Source organism: Acinetobacter sp. YH12151, from assembly GCF_013418355.1.
GTDB lineage: Bacteria > Pseudomonadota > Gammaproteobacteria > Pseudomonadales > Moraxellaceae > Acinetobacter > Acinetobacter pseudolwoffii.
In genome coordinates this window covers 1-21,681 of record NZ_VPCG01000032.1, presented here as the reverse complement: position 1 = coordinate 21,681, position 21,681 = coordinate 1, and the positions used below count along the sequence as shown (strand labels likewise).

The window sequence follows — 21,681 nt, the reverse complement described above, 5'->3', positions numbered from 1 at the left end:
TACTTGTCAGTACACTTTTTTTCAAGTGTGCGTATTTTATGCGAATTCCATTTTTTTAGTAAGGAATTTGTTGCTAAATATACTGTAATTGTCGCAGTTTTAAGATTTTGTCGATGTATGATTTTCGTCAATTTCAATGCTTTGCTTGGGTGGCCAGAAGAAATCACTTGGCCGGGTCAGGAAGTGAGTCATGACCAGTTTTGCCAACGGTTTCCACTGTTCAAAACGTACCCGTCGTGCACGTAAGGCCACAATAATGGTCAAACTGAAACTGACAAATAAGTTGGTCAGGCCAATCAACAACACACCGAGGAAAGACACCACAATCAAGCCAATATCCGGGCCATTAATATTGATCAGGCCCTGAATAAAGTTGGCCGAGGCAAAGGCAATATGACGGATATCGAGCGGCAACCCCAGAATAAAACCAATGGTGCCCATACTGCCGAGCATGATGCCAAACATGAAATTACCTGCCAGCGCTCCCAGATTACGTTCAATATAATCTGCAAACCGGTACAGCCGTTCCTGTCCCATCAATTGCGATAAACGTATATGGGCTTTCAGGCGGGGGCCTACCTTGCGGTAGACGGCCATGTTGTCAAAATAACCGGCCAATAACCCGGACAGGAACAGACATACCCCGGCAATTGCAGCATGCGGAATTGCCAAAGAGGTAAAGGGATTCAGGTCATGTAAGGTTTTGGTTGCCTTGGCATGATTCATTAAGGGTTCATGCAGAGCAACGTCCCACATTAAGGTAATCAATGCCGCCACCGGAATGGCAATCGAAATATTGCCCAGAATTGCCACAAACTGGGTACGGATAATATTCACAATCAGCGCGGCCAGCTCGGCAATTTGCGCCATTTTTGAGCCTTTGCGTTGCTGGACTGTGGCCGCCAGTGCAGCGGCTGTCATCGCTGGCTGTTTGGTCGCCACGGTAAAATGCAGCACATGGATCAGCATAAAACCCAGCGAATAATTCATGCTATAGCTAAAGGCCTGCATGAGAGGCGCCATGCTCAGGCGTGTCATCAGGATTTTCAGGGTGGCCATTGTTGCGATAATGGCACCTGCACCGGCGGCCGATTTGTACATGGCCAGAAAGCCTTTTTTGTCAGTACTGACATAGTGCTCGCCGGTTTTACTGGCATTCTCAGTCACCTGCAAGGCCAGGAGTTCACTATTGGTCGCCAGCAGGGCACGTACACTGCGTTCGCTATAAATCGCTTCAGTGATATCTGCAATAAACAGGCCGATGGACTGGTAGCGCAGGTCATCCTCGTCCATGACCATGTTGAGCAGGATTTCAACCCGCTCCAGACACTGCTCCAGCAGTGCCAGCATATAGGTCAGACTCACGCTGACCCCAATCCGTTTGGTAGAGCGGCGAATTTTTGCCACGACATCATGACACTGTTCCAGCATCACCAGTGCTTGCGAAGCATCTGGCGGGGTGATCGAATCGACCAGCGTGACCGTGTTATAGCGTTTTTTGTATTCCTGAATAAATTCGTTAATCTCACGGTTCTGCACCAGAAAAGGAGATTCATATTCCATCAGTTCCGGCTGTGCATTAATAAATTCAGGATGCAGACCAATACCACTGATCCGATACGACAAAATGGTCAGTGCCTTGATCAGTTGATCTTTAATGCGGGTCTTTTCAGGCTGATTGGAGTGACCCTGATTGAGAACTGAAAATAAGCGTTGCCAGTCATCTTCATCAAAATAGTCGAGCCAGTATTTATCGGTCGGCTGATAAAAAACCTTGCGAAATAATTCTTGTAATTGCTGATGATCCGGAATAACTGGCAGGATATGCGCGCCAATACGCTGATTGAGCTGATTCCAGAAACCATCCAGAGACAAAATACCGGTATCGGAAAACAGACTGGTCTGTTTATAACGGTTAATGATCCGCAGGGTAAATGTCTGTAATGCTGAAACTGCATTCGGCGTCAATAATAAAGCCTGGATAAATGCATTGAACTTTGCTTCGATTTCTTCGGTATTTCTGCTGTCTTCCGGTCTGATTCTTTCAATCAGTTCAATGAGAAGATTTTCATCCAGCACCGCCTGAGGTTGCTCAAGCTGATGCTGCATGTTTTGGAAAAGATCAAGAAAATTAATATGCATAGGCGAGTTTAAAGATTACTGAATTCGGTGTAGGGCCAGTTTGGCCAGATTAATCAGAGCTTGACGATACTCAGAGTCAGGTAATGCCTGCAGGGCATGAATGGCGGTTTCCGTTTCTTCAGTCGCACGTTGACGGCAATAGTCCAGTGCCCCAGATGCATTGACAATTTGAATGACTTGATCGAGATGTTCTGTACCGCCAGTGGCAATACTGCGACGGATAATTTCATGCTGCTCACCGGAGGTATTTTTTAGCGCAGCAATCAATGGCAGGGTAGGTTTGCCTTCCATCAGGTCATCACCAATATTTTTGCCGAGGGTTTCTGCATCGGAGGTGTAATCTAGAATGTCATCAATAATCTGGAAGGCATTGCCGAAATGACCGGCGAAAGTTTTTAAAGGCTCACGGAATTCATCTTTACCCGACAGAATCGCTGCGCCTTCTGTCGCCAGTTCAAACAGGCGCGACGTTTTACCATGAATAATATTTAAATAAGTCGCTTCACTGGTTTCTGGCTGGTGCTGGGATTGCAATTGCAGCACTTCACCTTCAGCAATTTCACAGGTGCCGGTCGAGAAATCTTTCAGCAAGACCATATTGTTTAAATCGACCAGCAGATCAAATGCACGTGAAATCAGGAAGTCACCGACCAGAACAGCAGTCTGGTTATTCCATGTCGCATTGGCAGTCGGACGGCCACGACGCAGGCCAGATTCATCGACCACATCATCATGCACCAGCGTCGCCGTATGCAGCATTTCAATAATCGCGGCCAGCTTGCGATGCGGTTCTAAATCTTCAGCACCACAAGCCTTGGCAGCCAGAAGACACATAATTGGGCGCATGCGTTTGCCACCCGCTTCGACCACATGTTTGCTGACGGCCATCACCAGTGCAACTTTTGAAGTAATTCCTTCATTAATGAATGTGTCCATCGCAGCAAAGTCGTTAGCAACAGGAGCGAGAATGTCTTGCTTAAAGTCGATGGTCATGTGAAAGAAAACCTCTAGTCTGGTAAATCGCAGGTCGTAGTTTAACAATTTATAACATGAGTGAAACCTAAGAAATGCATAAACTCCACTAAAAATCAGCTTTTTATAGATCTTATTCAGATTCGATCTATATTCTGCGCTACAAAAAATTAGGAAAGGTCAGCGATGTCGCCCTCTTCATCAGGCTGAGTATATTAATCAAACTGGCCGAATTTCTGCTGTATTATTTTGTTGCTGAATATATCTTGAGTGTCTGATTTGATAGAAATTATTTAAGTGTTAAATAATTAGCACATACTCGCCATTATTATTTCAGTAAAATGGCTTGTTGTTTTTTTGAATATCCCTTAAAATCCTCGCCCTTAGATATCCCCCAGTGGCGTACGTCTTAAGATCGATATCTTCCTTTATCGGCACGACGACACGGGCTTGTTTGGAGTACATTATGTACGCAGTAATCCAAAGCGGTGGTAAACAACACCGTGTAATCGAGGGTGAAACCCTTAAAGTAGAATTATTGAAAGCTGAAACTGGCTCAACTATTACGTTTGATGACGTATTGATGCTTGTAAACGGTGAAAGCATTCAAATCGGTGCTCCAGTTGTTGCTGGCGCTACTGTAACTGCTGAAGTAGTTAGCCATGGTCGTCACGACAAAATCCGCATTATCAAAATGCGTCGTCGTAAACACTACCGTAAACAACAAGGTCACCGTCAATGGTTCACTGAGTTGAAAATTACAGCTATTTCAGGCTAATTACGAGGAGTAAATAGACATGGCAACTAAAAAAGCCGGTGGTTCGACTAAAAACGGTCGTGATTCGAATCCTAAAATGTTAGGTGTTAAAATGTACGGCGGTCAATCTGTGACTGCTGGTAACATTATCGTTCGTCAACGTGGTACTGAATTCCACGCTGGTCAAAACGTAGGTATGGGCCGTGACCATACTTTGTTTGCGACTGCTGACGGCGTAATCAAATTCGAAGTGAAAGGCCAATTCGGTCGTCGCTACGTATCTGTTGAAGCGTAATTCGCTGAGATAGAAAAAAAGCCCACAGTTTCTGTGGGCTTTTTTATGCCTGAAAATCGACTGTAATGAACGCCTGATCCAGCTTATGTAAAAAAACGGCTGAAATCTTCATCATGATGAACAAAAAAATAGATTTCGAATTAATAACCATACAAAAGTTCTTATTTTCTATCATTTTAGCTTTTAATTTTCGTTTAAGATGAGACATCAAATAAATTGCGATGACACAAAATATAAAGGTGAAATTATGAATATGCTTCGTAAAACCGTCTGTGCTATGGCTCTGGGTGCAGTGACTTTAGCACCGGTGATGAGTACAACCGTGTTTGCTGCACCTGTGGCAGCGTCGGAGCAACAGGCAACTGCCAGTCTGGTGAAGCAGCTGAATTATGTGCGTAGCATGACGGCAAATTTTGAGCAAAGCACCAAGGTGACCAATCCGAGAGCAACCCAGAAAAAAGGCTTGAGCGCACAACATATGAATCAAACCTTTAAAGGGGTGATGAAAGTCGAGCGTCCGGGTAAATTCTATTGGGAAACGACCGCACCATCGAAGCAAACCATTACAACGACTGGTAAAACAGTATGGATTTATGATCCGGATTTGCAGCAAGCGGTTCGTCAAAATCTGGATGAGCAAGTTGCCAATACACCGGCTTTGCTTCTGTCAGGAAATACCAGTCAGATTATGCAGTCTTACCGGGTCACTCAGCCGAATAAGGGGAAAACCTATTACACACTGTATCCTAAAAATACCGATGGTGTCTTTGAGAGCCTGACCATCAGTTTTGGTGCAAACAAGGCACCTAGCTTGATGATCTTGCAGGATTCACTTGGCCAAACTACAAATATTAAGTTTAGTAATGTGAAAGTGAATAGCAGTATTCCGGCTTCTACCTTTAACTTTACCCCGCCAAAAGGTACGGACATTATTGATCAATAATCAGAAGTATCAAGTAAACCAAAGAGCAACCGATTCAGGTTGCTTTTTTATTGCCAATTATCATGATTATTTTGAGCAGGCTACAAGGTTCAGCTATATCTAGACAAGAGAGCATCTTAAAATAAATAAAAGTCGAGTCAATGAAATTGCAAAATTTTGGGAGCTCAGGATGAAGATCAATCTGTTTAAAACTGCTGAAATTTATGCTGTCTTATTAATCACTGTATATATGTTGGGCTGTCAGCCGCCATCCAATTTAGTTGCAACGCTTACCCAAACAGATCCGTAGGTGCAGATTGAAACCAAGAGTATTCTCGTCAAAGGGGTGGCCAAAGTGGTGTGTGAAATAGAAGGCTGTGTACGCTTCGATCTACAAACGGTGGATACCAATCTCGACTGGATTGATCAATATTTTATAGCGCGTATTCGGGATACCGAGCCGGTTGCATTCACCAAAGTGACTCAGAAAAATCCTAAAAAGGCCGATGAGCCCTATTATCTGGATCAGCGTTTTATCAAGGTAGTATTTATCGCTCAGCGTGATCATCTGGCGACTTTTGCCTTAATAAGTTCCAATCTGGTGAAGAATCACACTGCATCAAGTGAACATGTGGAATATATCAATTTTGATATGAAACAGAAAAAGCGTCTGGCTTTGCATCAATTGATGTTAAAGGGCGGTGAGCAGAAACTACTCAATGTGATATATCGAACCAATACTCGATGGCTACGCACACAGGGGATACAAGCACAGCAGTTAAAACTGAGTGATAACTATTATTTTGACAGGTCGGGTCTGGTGTTGGTGTACCCGGCAGGTGAATTAACTTCTAAAGCAGCAGGAACGCCTGAATTAAAAGTGTCCTATGCAGATTTGGGTGAAGTGATTTGGCCTGAATATTTAGCCATTTTACAGCCCAAGACTTCCTAAATATTGTGCTAATAAGGCACAGCTGGGGTCGTAGTCACTGTATTTTTTGACGTTAAGAGCTTACACTATAGCCAGTTTTTTTCTTCTGCAAAGATTGATTATGATCGACCCGAAATTACTCAGAAACAATATTGAGGCTGTAAATTTGGCCTTGGCAAAACGTGGTGTTCAACTCAATGTTGAAGAGTGGGCCTCCCTAGAAGCGCGCCGTAAAGAAATTCAGTCCAAGACAGAAACACTGCAAGCTGAACGTAATGCCGGTGCAAAACAAGTCGGTCAAATTAAAAAAGCAGGCGGTGATGCCTCTGAAATCATGACACGCATGTCTGCGATTGGTGATGAAATCAAAGCGGCTGAAGCAGCATTGGCTGAACTGCAAGCGGAGCTTGAAGAAAAATTACTGTCTATTCCAAACTTGCCAGATGAAGCTGTGCCTGAAGGCAAAGACGAAAGCGATAACGTGGAAATCCTGAAATGGGGTACACCACGTGAATTCGATTTTGAGATCAAAGACCATACTGACCTCGGTGAAATGATGGGCGGTCTGGAATTTGAAACCGCAACCAAATTGACCGGTTCTCGTTTCAGTGTTTTGAAAGGCCCATTGGCGCGTTTACAACGTGCATTGACACAGTTCATGCTGAATACGCATACAGATCAGAATGGTTATACCGAAGCCTATGTACCGTATTTGGTGAATGCGGATTCATTACGTGGTACAGGCCAATTGCCTAAATTTGAAGAAGATCTGTTTAAACTTCAAGGCGAAAAAGAATTCTATTTAATTCCAACTGCTGAAGTGCCAGTGACTAACTTCGTGCGTGATGAAATCATTGATGCAGATCGTCTGCCATTAAAATATGCAGCACATACCCCATGTTTCCGTAGTGAAGCAGGGTCTTATGGCCGTGATACCCGTGGCCTGATTCGTCAGCACCAGTTCGACAAAGTGGAAATGGTTCAGATTGTTAAACCTGAAACGTCTATGCAGGCACTGGAAGATTTAACCGGCCATGCTGAAGGTATCTTGCAAGCATTAGGTCTGCCATACCGTAAGATCATCCTTTGTGGCGGTGATATGGGCTTTGGCGCGACCAAGACTTATGATCTTGAAGTGTGGGTGCCAAGCCAGAATACTTATCGTGAAATCTCTTCATGTTCAAACATGGGTGACTTCCAGGCGCGTCGTATGAAAGCGCGTTACCGTGCCGACCAGAAAAAAACTGAATTTGTACATACCTTGAATGGTTCAGGTCTGGCTGTTGGTCGTACCTTGCTTGCAGTGATGGAAAACTATCAGCGTGCAGACGGTTCGATTGAGATTCCTGAAGTATTGCGTCCATATATGGGTGGTGCGACTTATATCGACTAATGCTTGATATCAGCATCGCTAAATGTGCATGAAAATTGCATAGACAATCAGATTTAAAATTTTGAGGTAGTTCGTGGATATCTTTCCAATCTCGTTAAAGTTGCAACAGCAACCTTGTTTGATTGTCGGTGGTGGACATATTGCCTACCGTAAAGCGGTATTATTAGCAAAAGCCGGAGCAGTGATTCATGTCATTGCACCTGAAATTGATGCCAATTTACTTGGGATTGTTCAGCAGTCTCAAGGGCAATATGATCAGGCACCATTCAGTACACAGATTCCTTTACGTCATTATCGTTTAGTGATTGCAGCAACAGATGATGCTGATGTGAATCGTCAGGTTTTCGAGCTGTGCGAAGCTGAAAATGTACTGGTCAACAGTGTTGATGATCCGCCACATTGCCGTTTTATGGTGCCTGCGATTATTGACCGCTCACCGCTGGTGATTTCGGTGGCATCGAATGGCACGTCGCCGGTGTTGTCACGCCAGATTCGGACTCAACTGGAAGCGACGATTCCACATGGCATGGGCAAGCTGGCTGAGTTCTCAGGCAAATGGCGCAGTCGCGTTAAAGCAAAAATTGTCAATCCGGATCAGCGCCGTATTTTCTGGGAAGATCTGTACGCCAGTCCGCTGAAAGAACAGGTGTTTAATGACAATATGGCTGAAGCAGATCGTCTGATCGAGCAAGCATTACAAGAGTGGCAACAGCCGAAAGGTGAAGTCTATCTGGTGGGTGCTGGTCCAGGTGATCCAGAGCTGTTGACCCTGAAAGCGTTAAGGTTGATGCAGCAAGCCGATGTGGTGATTTATGATCGTTTGGTGTCTGAACCGATTATGGATCTGTGTCGCCGTGATGCGGAAAAAATCTATGTTGGTAAGGCGCGTTCCAATCATGCAGTTCCACAAGATGGGATTAATGCTTTATTGGTCAAATATGCCAGTGAAGGCAAGCGAGTTTGTCGTCTGAAAGGCGGTGATCCTTTCATCTTTGGGCGTGGCGGCGAAGAAATTGAAGAACTGTTTGCGGCAGGTATTACTTTTCAGGTGGTGCCGGGTATTACCGCAGCTTCAGGTTGTTCCGCCTATGCCGGTATTCCATTAACGCATCGGGATTATGCACAAAGTGTGCGTTTCCTGACAGGTCATTTAAAAGAAGGTTCGCCTGAATTGCCTTGGCGTGAGCTGGTCTATGAAAACCAGACCTTGGTGCTGTATATGGGACTGGTGGGACTGGAAAGAATCTGTGCGCAATTAATAGCCCATGGTCAACGCGCAGATATGCCGGTGGCACTGGTCTCTAAAGGCACGACTCCTGAGCAAAAAGTTGTGGTGGGAACCCTTGCCGACATCGCCTCCAAAGTGTCTGAGCATCAAATTCAGGCACCGACTTTAACCATTATTGGTGAAGTGGTTCGCTTGCGTGAACAACTGCAATGGCATGAGCGAGGATAAGCAAAGCACTGCTTTGCCCGAGCGCAAGACGAAGGCTATGCCTGAGTAAGAGGATAAGCAAAGCACTGCTTTGCCCGAGCGCAAGACGAAGGCTATGCCTGAGTAAGAGGATAAGCAAAAGTTGTTTCTTGGTTTGACCGCAAGACGAAGGCCAGGCCTGAGTAAGAGGATAAGCAAAAGTTGTTTCTTGGTTTGACCGCAAGACGAAGGCCATGCCTGAGTAAGAGGATAAGCAAAAGTTGTCTCTTGGTTTGACTGCAAGACGAAGGCCATGCCTGAGTAAGAGGATAGCAATAGTTGATACTCTTTATCTGAATGCAAGACGAAAATTACACCTGAATAAAAGGATATGACGATTAATCTCATGGTCCGAATACAGGAAAAAGCTGTATCTAGATAACAGCACTGATGTTGCTGTTTGATCTATAAGTTGAAAGCTATATCTGAATGAAATGTATAAAGTGAGAAATAAGTGATCCACGTTGTTTTATATGAGCCCGAAATTCCTGCAAATACAGGCAATATTATTCGTCTGTGTGCTAATACGGGAGCACAGTTGCATCTGGTCAAGCCACTGGGTTTTGAACTGGATGATAAAAAACTGAGACGTGCCGGTCTGGATTATCACGAATATGCACGTATGCAGATTTGGGACACTATCGAAGATTGTCTGGCCGATCTGGCAAGCAAAGGCATTGCTCTGGATGCGGTCTATCCACTGACCACCAAAGGGACTGAAACGCCACATACCTCGGACTTGAACCGTCCTGTGGCATTGTTGATGGGGCCGGAAACGCGTGGTCTGCCTGAACATGTTCGGATGATGTTCCCGCAGCAGCACTGGATTCGTTTACCGATGGCAGAGAACTCTCGTAGTTTAAACCTTTCGAATGCCACGGCAGTGATTGTATATGAAGCCTGGCGTCAGCAGGGTTTTAAAGCGCTCTAAGCTTAAATTTACAATAATTTGAAAAGCTGCCTTTAGGTGGCTTTTTTATTTGCTAGGATAGAGAGAGACAACTGATTGGAATAAGAAGGATATACGCGTGAAGCCGATATTAAAATTTGCCTTGGCCTGTTGTATTGGAATGACTGCTTTACACCTCGGTGCGCAAGAAGCAAGTGATGTAATGGGGGAAACGCAACAAGTTCAGCCAATTACGCAAGCGGAAATACAGCAAGGATTGGCCGACATGCAAAAACGCTTGGATGCGCGGATCGATAACTGGGGACAGAGTCTGAATTCCGATGATTTTGAATGGACTTGGCGTGGACGTAAATTGAAGCAGACCAAACGTCAGGAAGTCTGTGCTATTTTTCAGGATGTGGTCAATGAAATGTATCAGCTGGCGGTCAAGAATAAAGCCAGACTAAATCCGGAAGAGCAAAAATTATTGTCGCGTAGAAGTCTGTTCATTGAAAAACTGGGCTATGAAAATAATCGGGTCAATACCCAAATGGGTTTTGATTGTCGTTTATCCTAAGTAAAATCAAAAACATAAAAAAGGCGCTTAAAGCGCCTTTTTTATTTGAACCGGAACAATATTATTTATCGTCAAATTCGTTGTGCTGAGGTGCAGGATGCTTGAAACCTTTGGTTTTATAACCCAGGTACAAGATACCGCCAAATGCCCAGATCAGACCATATTTCAATGAGGTTTGATCAACTTCGAGCCATAAGGCAAATACTGCAATGAAACCTGCAAGTGGTACCACTACAAAGTTCAGAATTTCTTTCGCAGTTTTGGTACGACCATCACGTAAAGCATAGCGTGAAATGACAGACAAGTTTACGAAACTGAACGCCGTCAATGCACCGAAACTGATCAGTGAAATCACAAAATCAAGATCCATGAAGCCAGCTGTTAAGGCTACAGCACCGACAATCATAATGTTGTATGACGGTGTGTAGTTTTTCGGACTGATATGACCAAAGATTTTCTTGTTGATCACGCCATCACGGCCCATGACGTACATTAAGCGAGATACACCTGCATGTGCAGAAATCCCAGATGCCATGACGGTAATGATTGCAAAACCAAGTACATAAGCCTGGAACAAGGACCCACCCACCAGCATCAAAATTTCCGGCTGAGTTTCAGCAATATTCTGGAAATATGAACCTGGATTGTTCGGGAAGTAAATCTGCATGAAGTAAGTGCTGATAATGAAAATAATACCGGCAATTAAAGCGGTCAAGAAAATCGCTTTAGGCAAAGTTTTTTCAGTATCTTTGGTTTCTTCAGCCAGCGAGCTTAAAGAGTCAAAACCAGTGAAAGAGAAGCACAGTAAAGTCGCACCAGTAATCAGGGCGCCTACTGAAGTTAATTCATTCCAGAACGGTTCCAGACTCCAGAGCTGATAGCGTTGCTCAGCTGTGATTGGACCATCCGCATTAAAGCCAGCCTGTAACTTGCTGTAGACCATCCAGGTAAATACGGCAATGACAATCAACTGCACGAACACGATCATACTGTTGAAGTTCGCTACAAAGCGCGCACCACGTAAATTGATGCCAGTCATGAATGCAGTCAATACCACGACCCAAACCCAATGATTGATATCAGGGAACAGGGCTTCTAGGTAAATGACGGCAAGAATGATGTTGACCATTGGCGACAATAAATAATCGAGCCAAGATGACCATCCCACCATGAAACCCACATTTGGGTGAATGGATTTTTGCGCATAGGTATAGGCCGAACCCGAAGAAGGGTAGCGACGAATCATATGACCATAGCTCAAAGAGGTTAACAAAATTGCAATCAGCGCAAAAATGTAAGAGGTGGGAACGTGGAAGTTACTTTCTTCAGATACCAGACCGAATGTATCAAACAAGGTCATGGGTTGAATATAAGCCAAACCAATAATAATGATGTGCCAGAGTCCCAGCGTTTTTTGCAGTTTAGCTGCCGATTGAGTCCCAGAGATATTAGTCAACGGCGTTATCCTCTTAATCGTTGATCAAGGATCAGTCATATTTATAAGGATCGTTTGAGACGAACGATCCCCCCTACAGTTTTCTATAAAAGCCCGCCAATCTACTTGAAAAGAAGGGCTTTTGCTAGCTATTTTTTTGACTTTTGAGGTGCATAAAGTATGCCATTCAAATTAATGCAATAATTTCTTTATGCAAGATAAAAGCCTGATGTCTAAAAAAACATCAGGCTTTAATTTTCGCTATATTGGCTTATTTTTCAGTAATTACCAAGCCTTTTTTAAGATAGATTTTAAATCTTCCAAGGTGGCTTCTTTCGGGTTATAAATGATGGAACCATCATTCAAGGCTTTCTCTGCCACTTCATCCAGCTGCGCTTCAGAAATCTTGCCGGTTTCACGTAATGTACGTGGCAGTTTGGTCAGACTATAAATCCGATCTCGCATGGTCAGAATAGTGGCAATGGTTTTGTCTGCGCGTAAATGTGCTGGTGTTTGCGCATAAATATCGGCACCTGCCAAAGGTAGTAACAGATCAGCAATCTTGTCACCATTGACCTCTTTGTTGTATTCCAGCACATACGGCAGGAACAGGTTCATACATAAACCATGCGGCAAGTGCACCACTGCACCCAGTGAATGACCGAGTGAATGCACAATCCCGACCATCGAGTTAGAAAATGCAATACCGGCCATGGTCGATGCTTGAGCCAGTTCCAGACGGCCTTGCGCATCATTGGGATTATCCAGCACATTGAATAGATGGCTACTGATCTTCTTGACTGCTGCGGTGGCATAAGCATCCGAGATTGGATTGGCTGCCATACAAGTATAAGCTTCGACCGCATGGGTCAGTGCATCCATTGCGGTCATGGCGGTTAAATGCGGCGGCAAAGTCTGGGTCATGCGCGGATCTAAAATCGCAGCATGCGGCATCAGATAATACGATGCGAAAGGCATTTTAACGTTCTTCTCGGTATCTGAGACGACAGCCACCATGGTGACTTCTGAACCTGTCCCTGAAGTTGTTGGAATCACAAAAAATGGTTTCAGTGGCTTAGGCAGGTTGTGGGCACCAGAATATTTAAGCAAGTCATCACCCCCTTCAGACACCAGAATATTGGTGGCCTTGGACGTATCAATGACTGAACCACCGCCTACAGCAATGATCGCATCACAGTGATTTTCACGATACAGTTTTGCCGCACTACGTACTGTACCCAAGCTAGAGTCGGGGGGGACGTCATCAAAAATGGCTACAATTGCAGCATCTGCCATTTCAAATGCCGCTTCAATCGGTGCCAGCAGATTATTGGCGCGTACACCTTTGTCGGTAATGATCAGTGGACGTTTTGCGCCTAAGGTCGCAAGTTCAAACGGAATATGTTCTAACGCGGCATGTCCGGCAATGACTTTAACCGGACAGAAAAATTCATAATAAGGTTTAGCCATGTTATACACTCCGTTTTAAATAAGATTGAGCGATTTTTAGATAAATACTGCTCGCTTCGCTTAGTTTTTCTTTGAGGCTGAGATTGCTTGGATATTCTTTGACAGCCAGTTGCGCCACCAGTTTAGGCAAAATCAGTGCTTCCATTTTATTTAGACAACGCACCAGACGAATGGCATTGGAAATATCGCCATCGGCAATCATGCGGTCATTGGCAAAGGCTTGAGAGGTGCTTTCCTGAAAGGAAAAAACTAAAAAAGCATGGTGCAGATGTTTAAAGGTAATAGTCAGATCAGGTGCTTTTTCCAGATTTTTCACCAGTTCCAATTGCTTGTCCTCAGTGACCCGCGCCACAAAGGCTGGGCCATGCGGAAAGACTTTCATGGAAAGAGTGAAATGGACTGGAAATTGGGCAACTTCCTGTTTGATTTCTTCATCCACCTGGCTTGCCATGACCAGACCGCGGCCAATCACATCCATCATGAGTTTGACATAGGCAAGCTGCAAAGCGGGTTTTACGGATTTAGTTGCAATCACGTGATGATCCCTATCTCAATATTATTGGTTTAGAGTAAATACTCTAATTTATTTGGGGGTGAAATGCAAAGGCTTTATCTTTGCTCGACAGTGACTTGATTAAAGTAACCGCTGTGGCGCAAAGTTTCAATAATTTCACGACATAACTGGTTGAATTGTGGCGGTTGTTCCAGTAGGTCGCTCATGCGAACCATTTCCAGTCCCGCATAACCACAAGGGTTGATGGTATTAAATCCGCTCAGGTCACAATCCAGATTTAAGGAAAGACCATGATAGCTACGGCCTTTACGAATTTTAAAACCCAGTGAACCAATTTTTCGTTCAGCCACATAGACCCCCGGTGCATCGGGTTTGGCATAAGCATCGATGCCGTATTTTTTCAGCAGATCGATCATCAGGTTTTCAGCATAGGACACCAGTGTACGCACATTCCAGCCCAGGCGATTCAGGTCAAACATGAAGTAAGCCACCAGCTGGCCCGGGCCGTGCCAGGTCACTTGACCACCACGATCGGTTTGAATTACCGGGATATTGCTCGGTATCAGAATATGTTCTGGCTTACCGGCCTGACCTTGAGTCAATACATCCTGATGTTGCAGAATCCACAGCTGATCCGGGCTATGTTCATCACGGTTTTCCGTAAAAGTTTTCATTTCCAGAAAACGATCTTCATAAGGTGTGAGGTCGTGATATTGACGAATGATCAGCTCGGGCTTTTGCAGCACATCAGTCACAGGAAGTGTCCTTGGTAATTATAAAAAACTGATCATAATTATAATGATTTCGGCATGAAATAGGGGCGAGACCTACAATATTTAAGCGCTAGCTCAGTCATTGTACAGGCATAAAAAACACGCCCGAAAGCGTGTCTTTTGTATTTTTGATTACAGTGCGGTTTTAATCAGCGGACAGGCGGCCAAATCTGCATATACTGCATGCACCTGCTCCAGTTCCAAAAAGCGCAGTTGTGCGGTAATGGAATGATATTTGCCAGTACGCGACGGTGTGATGGTCATTTCACTGCCATCAAACTCAGGAAAATGTTTTACAAAGATATCATTTACGGCCTGACGCAGTTCAATGCCAGCAAGGCCAATCAGTTTAATCGGATAATCCATAGGGAAAACCCAAAGATGTTCTTGAAGTTCACGAGATGGTGTACGGTCTAACATGGTAGTCCCCCTGATTTGAAACGCCTGCAATCATGCAGGCGTTTGGGTCTGTCTTGGCTACTTAAGTGGAGACTGATGATTAAATTTCAAGTTTCCAGAATAAGCATCAAATCTTAATCATTCTCAAGGAATGAACGTAAGTGTTCTGAACGCGATGGATGGCGAAGTTTACGTAGTGCTTTCGCTTCAATCTGACGAATACGTTCACGTGTCACATCAAATTGTTTGCCCACTTCTTCCAAGGTGTGGTCGGTCGGCATGTCGATACCAAAACGCATTTTCAGGACTTTGGCTTCACGTTCAGTCAGGTTTTCCAGAACTTCGCGTGTCGCTTCTTTCAGGCCTTCTGAAGTCGCAGCATCAATTGGTGACGTGATGTTGCTGTCTTCAATGAAGTCACCCAGATGCGAATCTTCATCATCACCGATCGGTGTTTCCATCGAAATCGGTTCTTTGGCGATTTTTAGTACTTTACGTACTTTGACTTCGTCCATTTCCAGACGTTCGCCCAACTCTTCAGGTGTCGGTTCACGCCCCATTTCTTGAAGAAGCTGACGCGATACACGGTTGATCTTGTTGATGGTCTCGATCATGTGCACCGGAATACGAATGGTACGTGCCTGATCGGCGATTGAACGGGTGATCGCCTGACGAATCCACCAGGTTGCATAAGTCGAGAATTTATAACCACGACGATATTCAAACTTGTCCACCGCTTTCATCAAGCCAATGTTACCTTCCTGAATCAGATCCAGGAACTGCAAGCCGCGGTTAGTGTATTTTTTCGCAATTGAAATCACCAGACGCAAGTTGGCTTCGACCATTTCTTTCTTGGCGCGACGTGCCTTGGCTTCACCAACGGCCATGCGTTTGGCAATGTCTTTAATGCCTTTAACATCAAGACCCAACTCTTTTTCAATATCGGCAATCTTTTGCTGGAAGGCCAATACATCGGGACGTACTTTTTCCAGATAGGCTTTCTGGTCTGCAGGTGTTTTCGCGATCTGTTCATCTAACCAGGCTGGATTCGATTCCTGTCCCGGGAAAGAAGTACGGAACTGGGTACGATCCATACGACCACGGCGCACGGCATAACGCATCACTTCACGTTCTGCACCACGGATCTGGTCATGCGTACCACGAATCATTTCTGAAATGATATCGAATAGACGCGGCGTGAATTTGAACATCATGAATACGGTCGCCAGTGCTTCCAGCGCAGCTTCAGATTCTTCGCTGTCACGACCATGTTTTTCGATGGCTGTTTTGGTATTCAACCATGCATTTTCAAGTTCAGTGAAGCGTGCTTTGGCAATTTCAGGATCTGGACCAGAATCAGCTTCTGAATCATCTTCAGTTTCAGCTTCTTCCTCTTCATCATCGTCCAGTTTTACATCTTTGGTCGATTTTTTCGAATCAGTCTTGTCTTCAGCGATCTCGACTTCTTCTTCGAGTACTTCAGGAATTTCTTCGTCTGATTCAGGATCTAAATAACCCGATAACAGGTCAGCAAGACGGCGTTCGCCCGCTTCATAATCTTTATATTCTTGGAGTACAACTTCTACCGCATTGGGCCAGTAAGCAATCGAGTGCAAAACATCACGAATACCTTCTTCGATGCGCTTTGCAATGCTAATTTCGCCTTCACGGGTTAAAAGCTCAACGGTACCCATTTCACGCATATACATACGCACAGGGTCAGTTGTACGACCTGGCTCATTTTCTACAGAGGCCAATACGGCTGCAGCTTCTTCTTCTGCAACTTCATCGGCAGCTTCTGTAGTATCTTCGAACATCGTATCATCAGATTCAGGCGCGCGATCATGTACAGGAATACCCACGTCATTCAGCATCTGAATGATATCTTCAATCTGCTCGCTTTCTGTGATGGAGTCCGGCAGATGATCGTTAACCTCAGCGAAGGTTAAGTAACCTTGTTCTTTGCCTCGGCTAATCAGAGCCGCTACTTGTGAAGTAGGGGAAGTCATATCGCTCATCTTTTGCTTACTCTTCGTTGAATCTGTGACAGGAAAAACCGTACAACTTATGCACGATTTAAGCTCATTAAATTTAGTGAATAGCCTACGTATTTCATCAGAGTATTCAGCGTTCAAGCTGTCTGATAAAATATTTAAAATGAAATTCAGTAATTTAAGATGGGGATGAATTTGTTATTTTCAAGTCCAACCCCGGCATCTGTGTATTTGACCAAAAAATGTGTAGTCAAAAAACATAAGGACGCAGGGTGGATTATATCATGTCACACAATGTCCTTAAAAAAAAGCCCTATTTACAACTTTAAAATACGAAAATTTAAATAAAACTTGACTTGTGGTTTTAGGCAAGATAAATAGCGCTAAAACCATTTACATTTTTCACTATGAGGAAGTTTTAGTGTCTTCTACAGATTTTGAACTAGATGATAGCTTCGGTGAGGATGATGTTAATTTCGATGAAGCTTCCAGCAAGCTGAGCGCTAAAGAGTCGTTGGAAAAACGTCGTCTGATTGATGATTTACTTTCACAACGTCGCTTGGAACGCGAACTCAAAGATTTTGACTATGACTTCGACGATGATGACGATTTTGATGACGAAGATTAACGAATTCGGATTTAGCATGGCCTGAATAAATGCTATGCTAAACCTTTCGGTTTTTTAAGTTTGGATGTTAGATGAGTGCTTTAGATTTAGACCTGTTGAGTGAATATCTAGATGGTGACCAAAATGAACATGGTCTAGATTTCGCAGCAACCCATGGTTTCTTATGTGCTATTGCAGTAGGCCCAAAATTCGACAAATGGTTAGACGAGCTTTTTGATAGCAATCAAAAGAAAGTGCCTGCAGAAATCATCACTCAGGTACAAGCATGGTTAGAGTCTATCCGTCAAAGCTTAGCCAATGAAGAAGGGATTACATTCCCATTTGAAATTGAAGAAGCAGACACCGAATCAAGCTTGGGTGACTGGAGTGTGGGCTTTGTCGATGCCATGTTCCTTAACGAAGAAGCTTGGTTTACTGAAGAATTTGAAGAGCAACTGGTAGATTTAACTCTGCCAATCATGGTCTTCAGCGGCATTGATGATGAAGATCCGCAAATGGAAACTTTCCGTCGCAATGGCCAGTTAATGGACGAACTTGCAGAAGAAATTCCAGACAACTTAAATGAATTGTATCTGATGTATCACACTCCAGAATAATTCATAAAAAAAGCACCGCACGGTGCTTTCTTTAGCTTTGGACTTTTATCAAAGCATCGAAGGGATTTTACTTTCTTTCAATACCGACCCGTTTGCTCAGACTGTAGCGGGCATAGCTATTATAGGCAATATGAAAGATCAAACCATGCACCGCAATCACAGCGGCCATCAGAAATGAATTCGGGCCCCTTCCGGTATAAGCCATGTTGTTGAAGATGGCTTCAGTCTGTGGATGCATCCAGATCACAACAAATATAAAAATAAACCCAAATGTAATCGCAATGATGGTAGAACCCCATACCAGTTTGCTTTTCTCTTCCTTGCTGGGTAAATGTTGTTCTCTCTTCACAAAGTATCGGGCACTGAGAAAGGCTGACGCGATCAGGGCCGGGATCAGGATAATCGCGCCCAGATTGAATACATAAATGAGTACGCCCACGAATAGAACCAAGCTAAGATAAACGGTAGCAAAATATTTAAGATAGTGCGACATCGTTTTAGCCTCCTTCATGCTGAGGTCTATTCAGGATGGACGATTTTTACGCTGCTGTCTACGGTAGATAACCCAGGCAATAATGACTATAACAATCGCAATAATCACATAACTGACTTTACTGAAAATTTGCTGCATCAACTCTTGGTTTTCACCAAAGTAAAATCCGACACAGGCCAAAAACGTGGTCCAGATGATGGTTCCGAGTGTGCTATAGAACATGAATTTCCAGAAGGGCATACGGCTCATGCCGGCAGGAATGCTGATCAGTGAGCGGACGGCAGGAACCATACGGCCAAAAAACACAATCCGATGTCCATAATGTTCAAACCAGCTCAGTGATTTTTTCACATCATTGGATTTGATAAACAGATATTTGCCATAACGGTCGACAAACTTGAAAATGGAATCGTGATTGAATTTATAACCCACCCAGTACAGCAAGGCTGCTGCTAGTAATGAGCCAATGCAACCGGCCATGATCACCCCGACCAGTATTAACTCACCCTGAGAGGCCGAATAGCCCGCAGAAGGCATAATGATTTCGGAAGGGATGGGTGGGAAGACATTATCCAGAAACATGAGCAGGGCAATACCCCAGTAGCCCAGTTGTTCCATGACGGAAATAATCCATTCAGTTAAATTCATAAGATGGTCAAAATAAAAAATACTGCCTGTATCCTAAGCAGTATTTTTTATGCGGTAAAGTCTTGGAATATAAATGAGCAGGCAGAATCAGCTATGTGTCAGCGTATAAATATAGACTTTGCGTAAGCCATAGGCCAAACAGACAGGTAAAACACTCAGCAGCATAAAATGAATGACACTGGTATTAAGATGATAACCAATAAACAGCGCTAAAATCGCGCCAATCACAGTTCCCAAGATGACCACAAACACATGTGACTGGCTCTCAAGCTCGTCATTAACCTGATGAAGTCGTTGTTGTTTTATATTCTCTTTGGGTTGAAACTGAACCAGATTATCTGGATCTCGAGCAAGTGAACTGGTCATGTTATATTCCTTTTCATTTTAAAATTTAAGTTAATAATGAAAGACTTGGCTTAAGATAGACTTTTCAATAGACTAGCAATCTTGCTTGGAAAAAAATAAGGTTCTTGGTAATGAATTGGTGAGAGTTTTATTACTGTTGTAATTTTTATGTAAATAAAAAACCCTCCGAAGAGGGTTTTTATATATTTTCTTACAAAGCGGCTAGCTTAGAGACGTTTACGTTTTGCTGCCAGAATTTGGGACTGACGCATACGGAAACCGTCTTTTTGTTTCTCTGTGGTCTTGTCAATGCAGTACACGCAAGAGACACCATGTTCATAACTTGGCAGCGCCACTTCTTCAGGAAGCAAAGGCCAGCCACAGGCATGGCATTTGGTGTTTTGACCTTCTTCGACACCGTGTGTTACTGCTGTACGGCCATCAAATACGAAGCATTCGCCTTCCCACATACTTTCTTCAGCCGGAGTTTCTTCCAGGTATTTTAAAATACCGCCTTTCAGGTGATACACCTCTGTAAAACCTTCTTGCAGAAGCAGAGAGGTTGATTTTTCACAGCGAATACCACCGGTACAGAACATGGCAATTTTCTTGTCTTTGTGCTGTTCCAGATTATTTTTCACATATTCAGGGAATTCACGGAAGCTTTCAGTTTTCGGGTCAATCGCGCCTTTGAACGTTCCTGCTTTGTATTCGTAATCGTTACGGGTATCAACCAGAATCACGTCATCACGCGCAATCAGTTCATTCCATTCCTGAGGATCAAGATAGTGACCGACCAGATCACGTGGTTTCACTTCTACCCCTAAAGTCACGATTTCTTTTTTTAATTTAATTTTCATTTTACGAAATGGCTTGTCAGAGCTGTCTGACTCTTTATATTCCATCTCAACAAAGCCTTCATTGAGAAGGAACTGGTGAATTTGATCAATCGATGCACGGTCACCTGCAACCGTACCGTTAATCCCTTCACCCGCTACAATGAGTGTTCCACAAAGGTTGATTGTTTTTACCAAGTCTAAAAGACGTTGTTGAAGATCGGCAGGATCTTGAACTTCTTTGAATTGATAAAGTGCGGCAACAACCCAACCTGAGGTCGCTTGCTGTTCTACAGGTGCAAGCTGTTCTACAGTAGCGTTCATGGAATACTCCAACGTAGCATGATAATTTAAAGGCGCATATTTTAGCGTGATTCGAGTGAATAAGCGAGTAAAACACTTGCCTTTTAACAGGCTTCAATTCATGGGGGAGAGCGTGTATAGTCATGCCCGACCCGGAATTTTGTAAAGTTTTATGCAGTGATGCAGGTACTGGAAGTTGTAGTATCTTTGGAGTGTGTTTTGAGTTCAGATCGTCGTATTGCGTCTTTAACCCCGTGTGCTGGGCGTTGCTCGACCGTATTTGGTGATGCGGTATGTCGTGGTTGCCGCCGTTTCAATCATGAGGTGATTCACTGGAACACTTATGGCGCTGATCAACATCATGCCGTATGGCGGCGTCTGGATGCACAGCTGGATCAGATTTTAGTGCCGTTGTTGCCACATGCAGATATCGTCAAGGTTCAAGCCTTTGTGCTGTCAAAACGGGTACGTTTACGTGACGATGCCTCCAAAGGACGTAAGCTGTATCATGCTTTAAAGCTCTGTGAAAAAAATCGGCATTTTACCGATGATAGTGGTTTGGGGATTCATTATAAGCAGGTACGTCCACTCTGGGATGAGTTTGAGCGCCGGATTCTGACTTTGGCCACTGCCAGTTATGATCTGGCTTTTCTGCGGGCGGATGGCATTAGTCAGCATCTGATTCATCTGCAGGAAGAGGAATAAGTCCTCTTTTTTTATGCAGAAAAATAACAACAGCTGAGGGAAAAGCATGAATATCAGTGAGTATCTGTTCCTTAAAATGTAGTCAAACATAGTCAAGGACTAATTCGCACTCTGTTAATGTCTTGTTGCCAAACGTGTAACTAGAGCCTGAGTCGGTCAGTTCCGACTTATAGCGATCAGTCCGTTCTTG

22 protein-coding genes and 1 pseudogene are annotated in these 21,681 nt (G+C 43.9%); 11 read left to right on the top strand and 12 right to left on the bottom strand.

The features are described 5' to 3' along the window. Window positions 1-99 precede the first annotated feature (99 nt). The gene (locus tag FTU82_RS11600) at window positions 100-2,142 is read right to left on the bottom strand and encodes a site-specific recombinase (RefSeq protein WP_034608441.1); all 2,043 of its coding nucleotides are present in this window, start codon (window positions 2,140-2,142) and stop codon (window positions 100-102) included. Between the two features lie 15 nt (window positions 2,143-2,157). After that, entirely contained in the window at window positions 2,158-3,135 is a 978-nt protein-coding gene (gene sdsA / locus FTU82_RS11595; RefSeq protein WP_005097778.1) for an All-trans-nonaprenyl-diphosphate synthase, read from the bottom strand. A 445-nt stretch (window positions 3,136-3,580) separates the two neighbouring features. On the opposite strand from sdsA, the gene rplU reads away from it, so the two are divergent. From rplU to FTU82_RS11555, 8 genes and pseudogenes are all read left to right on the top strand, one after another. Continuing rightward, window positions 3,581-3,892 (top strand): 50S ribosomal protein L21, encoded by a 312-nt coding sequence (gene rplU, locus FTU82_RS11590; protein WP_005097776.1) that lies wholly within the window; start codon window positions 3,581-3,583, stop codon window positions 3,890-3,892. A 19-nt stretch (window positions 3,893-3,911) separates the two neighbouring features. Further along, on the top strand, window positions 3,912-4,166 hold the full coding sequence (gene rpmA, locus FTU82_RS11585; RefSeq protein ID WP_005097774.1) for a 50S ribosomal protein L27: 255 nt from the start codon (window positions 3,912-3,914) through the stop codon (window positions 4,164-4,166). A 247-nt stretch (window positions 4,167-4,413) separates the two neighbouring features. Next, a complete protein-coding gene (gene lolA, locus FTU82_RS11580; RefSeq protein ID WP_005169792.1) occupies window positions 4,414-5,109 on the top strand; it encodes an outer membrane lipoprotein chaperone LolA in 696 nt (231 codons plus the stop codon). Between the two features lie 169 nt (window positions 5,110-5,278). Further along, window positions 5,279-6,040 (top strand): annotated as a pseudogene (locus FTU82_RS11575) (RsiV family protein). A gap of 100 nt (window positions 6,041-6,140) precedes the next feature. After that, a complete protein-coding gene (gene serS / locus FTU82_RS11570; protein WP_005097768.1) occupies window positions 6,141-7,412 on the top strand; it encodes a serine--tRNA ligase in 1,272 nt (423 codons plus the stop codon). A 73-nt stretch (window positions 7,413-7,485) separates the two neighbouring features. Next, window positions 7,486-8,868, top strand: coding sequence for a siroheme synthase CysG (gene cysG / locus FTU82_RS11565; RefSeq protein WP_100534875.1), 1,383 nt, complete (start codon window positions 7,486-7,488; stop codon window positions 8,866-8,868). Between the two features lie 472 nt (window positions 8,869-9,340). After that, entirely contained in the window at window positions 9,341-9,817 is a 477-nt protein-coding gene (locus tag FTU82_RS11560) for a tRNA (cytidine(34)-2'-O)-methyltransferase (protein WP_005097765.1), read from the top strand. Between the two features lie 139 nt (window positions 9,818-9,956). After that, a complete protein-coding gene (locus tag FTU82_RS11555) occupies window positions 9,957-10,352 on the top strand; it encodes a hypothetical protein (protein ID WP_218947750.1) in 396 nt (131 codons plus the stop codon). A 61-nt stretch (window positions 10,353-10,413) separates the two neighbouring features. Here FTU82_RS11555 and FTU82_RS11550 read toward each other — a convergent pair whose 3' ends face one another. The 6 genes from FTU82_RS11550 to rpoD all read right to left on the bottom strand — a co-directional run bounded on the left by FTU82_RS11550 (window position 10,414) and on the right by rpoD (window position 17,012). Then, complete coding sequence (locus tag FTU82_RS11550) at window positions 10,414-11,808, bottom strand: APC family permease (protein WP_005097762.1); 1,395 nt, start codon at window positions 11,806-11,808, stop codon at window positions 10,414-10,416. 264 nt (window positions 11,809-12,072) lie between these two features. Further along, window positions 12,073-13,257 carry an iron-containing alcohol dehydrogenase gene (locus FTU82_RS11545; protein WP_005097761.1) on the bottom strand — a complete coding sequence of 395 codons (1,185 nt, stop codon included), beginning with the start codon at window positions 13,255-13,257 and terminating at the stop codon, window positions 12,073-12,075. A 1-nt stretch (window position 13,258) separates the two neighbouring features. Continuing rightward, window positions 13,259-13,792, bottom strand: coding sequence for a hypothetical protein (locus tag FTU82_RS11540; protein WP_005097759.1), 534 nt, complete (start codon window positions 13,790-13,792; stop codon window positions 13,259-13,261). Window positions 13,793-13,866: 74 nt separating this feature from the next. Beyond that, entirely contained in the window at window positions 13,867-14,526 is a 660-nt protein-coding gene (gene lipB, locus FTU82_RS11535) for a lipoyl(octanoyl) transferase LipB (RefSeq protein WP_100355550.1), read from the bottom strand. Between the two features lie 150 nt (window positions 14,527-14,676). Next, window positions 14,677-14,964: a YbeD family protein gene (locus FTU82_RS11530; RefSeq protein ID WP_005169807.1), complete on the bottom strand. Its 288-nt coding sequence runs from the start codon at window positions 14,962-14,964 to the stop codon at window positions 14,677-14,679. A 113-nt stretch (window positions 14,965-15,077) separates the two neighbouring features. Further along, window positions 15,078-17,012, bottom strand: coding sequence for an RNA polymerase sigma factor RpoD (rpoD, locus tag FTU82_RS11525; protein ID WP_225554192.1), 1,935 nt, complete (start codon window positions 17,010-17,012; stop codon window positions 15,078-15,080). 346 nt (window positions 17,013-17,358) lie between these two features. Here rpoD and FTU82_RS11520 point away from each other — a divergent pair, with 346 nt between their 5' ends. Beyond that, complete coding sequence (locus FTU82_RS11520; protein ID WP_005169810.1) at window positions 17,359-17,565, top strand: PA3496 family putative envelope integrity protein; 207 nt, start codon at window positions 17,359-17,361, stop codon at window positions 17,563-17,565. A 71-nt stretch (window positions 17,566-17,636) separates the two neighbouring features. After that, entirely contained in the window at window positions 17,637-18,161 is a 525-nt protein-coding gene (locus tag FTU82_RS11515) for a YecA family protein (RefSeq protein WP_005169813.1), read from the top strand. Window positions 18,162-18,228: 67 nt separating this feature from the next. Here the strand turns inward: FTU82_RS11515 and FTU82_RS11510 are convergent, their stop codons facing one another. The 4 genes from FTU82_RS11510 to FTU82_RS11495 form a co-directional block, all read right to left on the bottom strand. After that, the gene (locus tag FTU82_RS11510) at window positions 18,229-18,654 is read right to left on the bottom strand and encodes an ABZJ_00895 family protein (RefSeq protein WP_180001693.1); all 426 of its coding nucleotides are present in this window, start codon (window positions 18,652-18,654) and stop codon (window positions 18,229-18,231) included. Window positions 18,655-18,684: 30 nt separating this feature from the next. Next, on the bottom strand, window positions 18,685-19,302 hold the full coding sequence (locus FTU82_RS11505) for a DedA family protein (protein WP_074383408.1): 618 nt from the start codon (window positions 19,300-19,302) through the stop codon (window positions 18,685-18,687). Between the two features lie 87 nt (window positions 19,303-19,389). Further along, the gene (locus FTU82_RS11500; RefSeq protein ID WP_005097750.1) at window positions 19,390-19,668 is read right to left on the bottom strand and encodes a hypothetical protein; all 279 of its coding nucleotides are present in this window, start codon (window positions 19,666-19,668) and stop codon (window positions 19,390-19,392) included. 206 nt (window positions 19,669-19,874) lie between these two features. Beyond that, window positions 19,875-20,807, bottom strand: a complete 933-nt coding sequence (locus FTU82_RS11495; protein ID WP_005097749.1) for a rhodanese-related sulfurtransferase — start codon at window positions 20,805-20,807, stop codon at window positions 19,875-19,877. Window positions 20,808-21,005: 198 nt separating this feature from the next. Here FTU82_RS11495 and FTU82_RS11490 point away from each other — a divergent pair, with 198 nt between their 5' ends. Then, window positions 21,006-21,491 (top strand): DUF1289 domain-containing protein, encoded by a 486-nt coding sequence (locus FTU82_RS11490; protein WP_218947749.1) that lies wholly within the window; start codon window positions 21,006-21,008, stop codon window positions 21,489-21,491. The last annotated feature ends 190 nt before the right edge of the window (window positions 21,492-21,681 follow it).

Bases quoted from the DNA above. Each gene is read 5' to 3' on its own strand.
- FTU82_RS11530 (WP_005169807.1), bottom strand. From the start codon at position 14,964: ATGTTAGACCGTACACCATCTCGTGAACTTCAAGAACATCTTTGGGTT.
- serS (WP_005097768.1), top strand. From the start codon at position 6,141: ATGATCGACCCGAAATTACTCAGAAACAATATTGAGGCTGTAAATTTG.
- FTU82_RS11505 (WP_074383408.1), bottom strand. From the start codon at position 19,302: ATGAATTTAACTGAATGGATTATTTCCGTCATGGAACAACTGGGCTAC.
- FTU82_RS11495 (WP_005097749.1), bottom strand. From the start codon at position 20,807: ATGAACGCTACTGTAGAACAGCTTGCACCTGTAGAACAGCAAGCGACC.
- lolA (WP_005169792.1), top strand. From the start codon at position 4,414: ATGAATATGCTTCGTAAAACCGTCTGTGCTATGGCTCTGGGTGCAGTG.
- FTU82_RS11555 (WP_218947750.1), top strand. From the start codon at position 9,957: ATGACTGCTTTACACCTCGGTGCGCAAGAAGCAAGTGATGTAATGGGG.
- sdsA (WP_005097778.1), bottom strand. From the start codon at position 3,135: ATGACCATCGACTTTAAGCAAGACATTCTCGCTCCTGTTGCTAACGAC.
- FTU82_RS11545 (WP_005097761.1), bottom strand. From the start codon at position 13,257: ATGGCTAAACCTTATTATGAATTTTTCTGTCCGGTTAAAGTCATTGCC.
- FTU82_RS11500 (WP_005097750.1), bottom strand. From the start codon at position 19,668: ATGACCAGTTCACTTGCTCGAGATCCAGATAATCTGGTTCAGTTTCAA.
- FTU82_RS11510 (WP_180001693.1), bottom strand. From the start codon at position 18,654: ATGTCGCACTATCTTAAATATTTTGCTACCGTTTATCTTAGCTTGGTT.
- rpmA (WP_005097774.1), top strand. From the start codon at position 3,912: ATGGCAACTAAAAAAGCCGGTGGTTCGACTAAAAACGGTCGTGATTCG.
- rplU (WP_005097776.1), top strand. From the start codon at position 3,581: ATGTACGCAGTAATCCAAAGCGGTGGTAAACAACACCGTGTAATCGAG.
- FTU82_RS11600 (WP_034608441.1), bottom strand. From the start codon at position 2,142: ATGCATATTAATTTTCTTGATCTTTTCCAAAACATGCAGCATCAGCTT.
- FTU82_RS11515 (WP_005169813.1), top strand. From the start codon at position 17,637: ATGAGTGCTTTAGATTTAGACCTGTTGAGTGAATATCTAGATGGTGAC.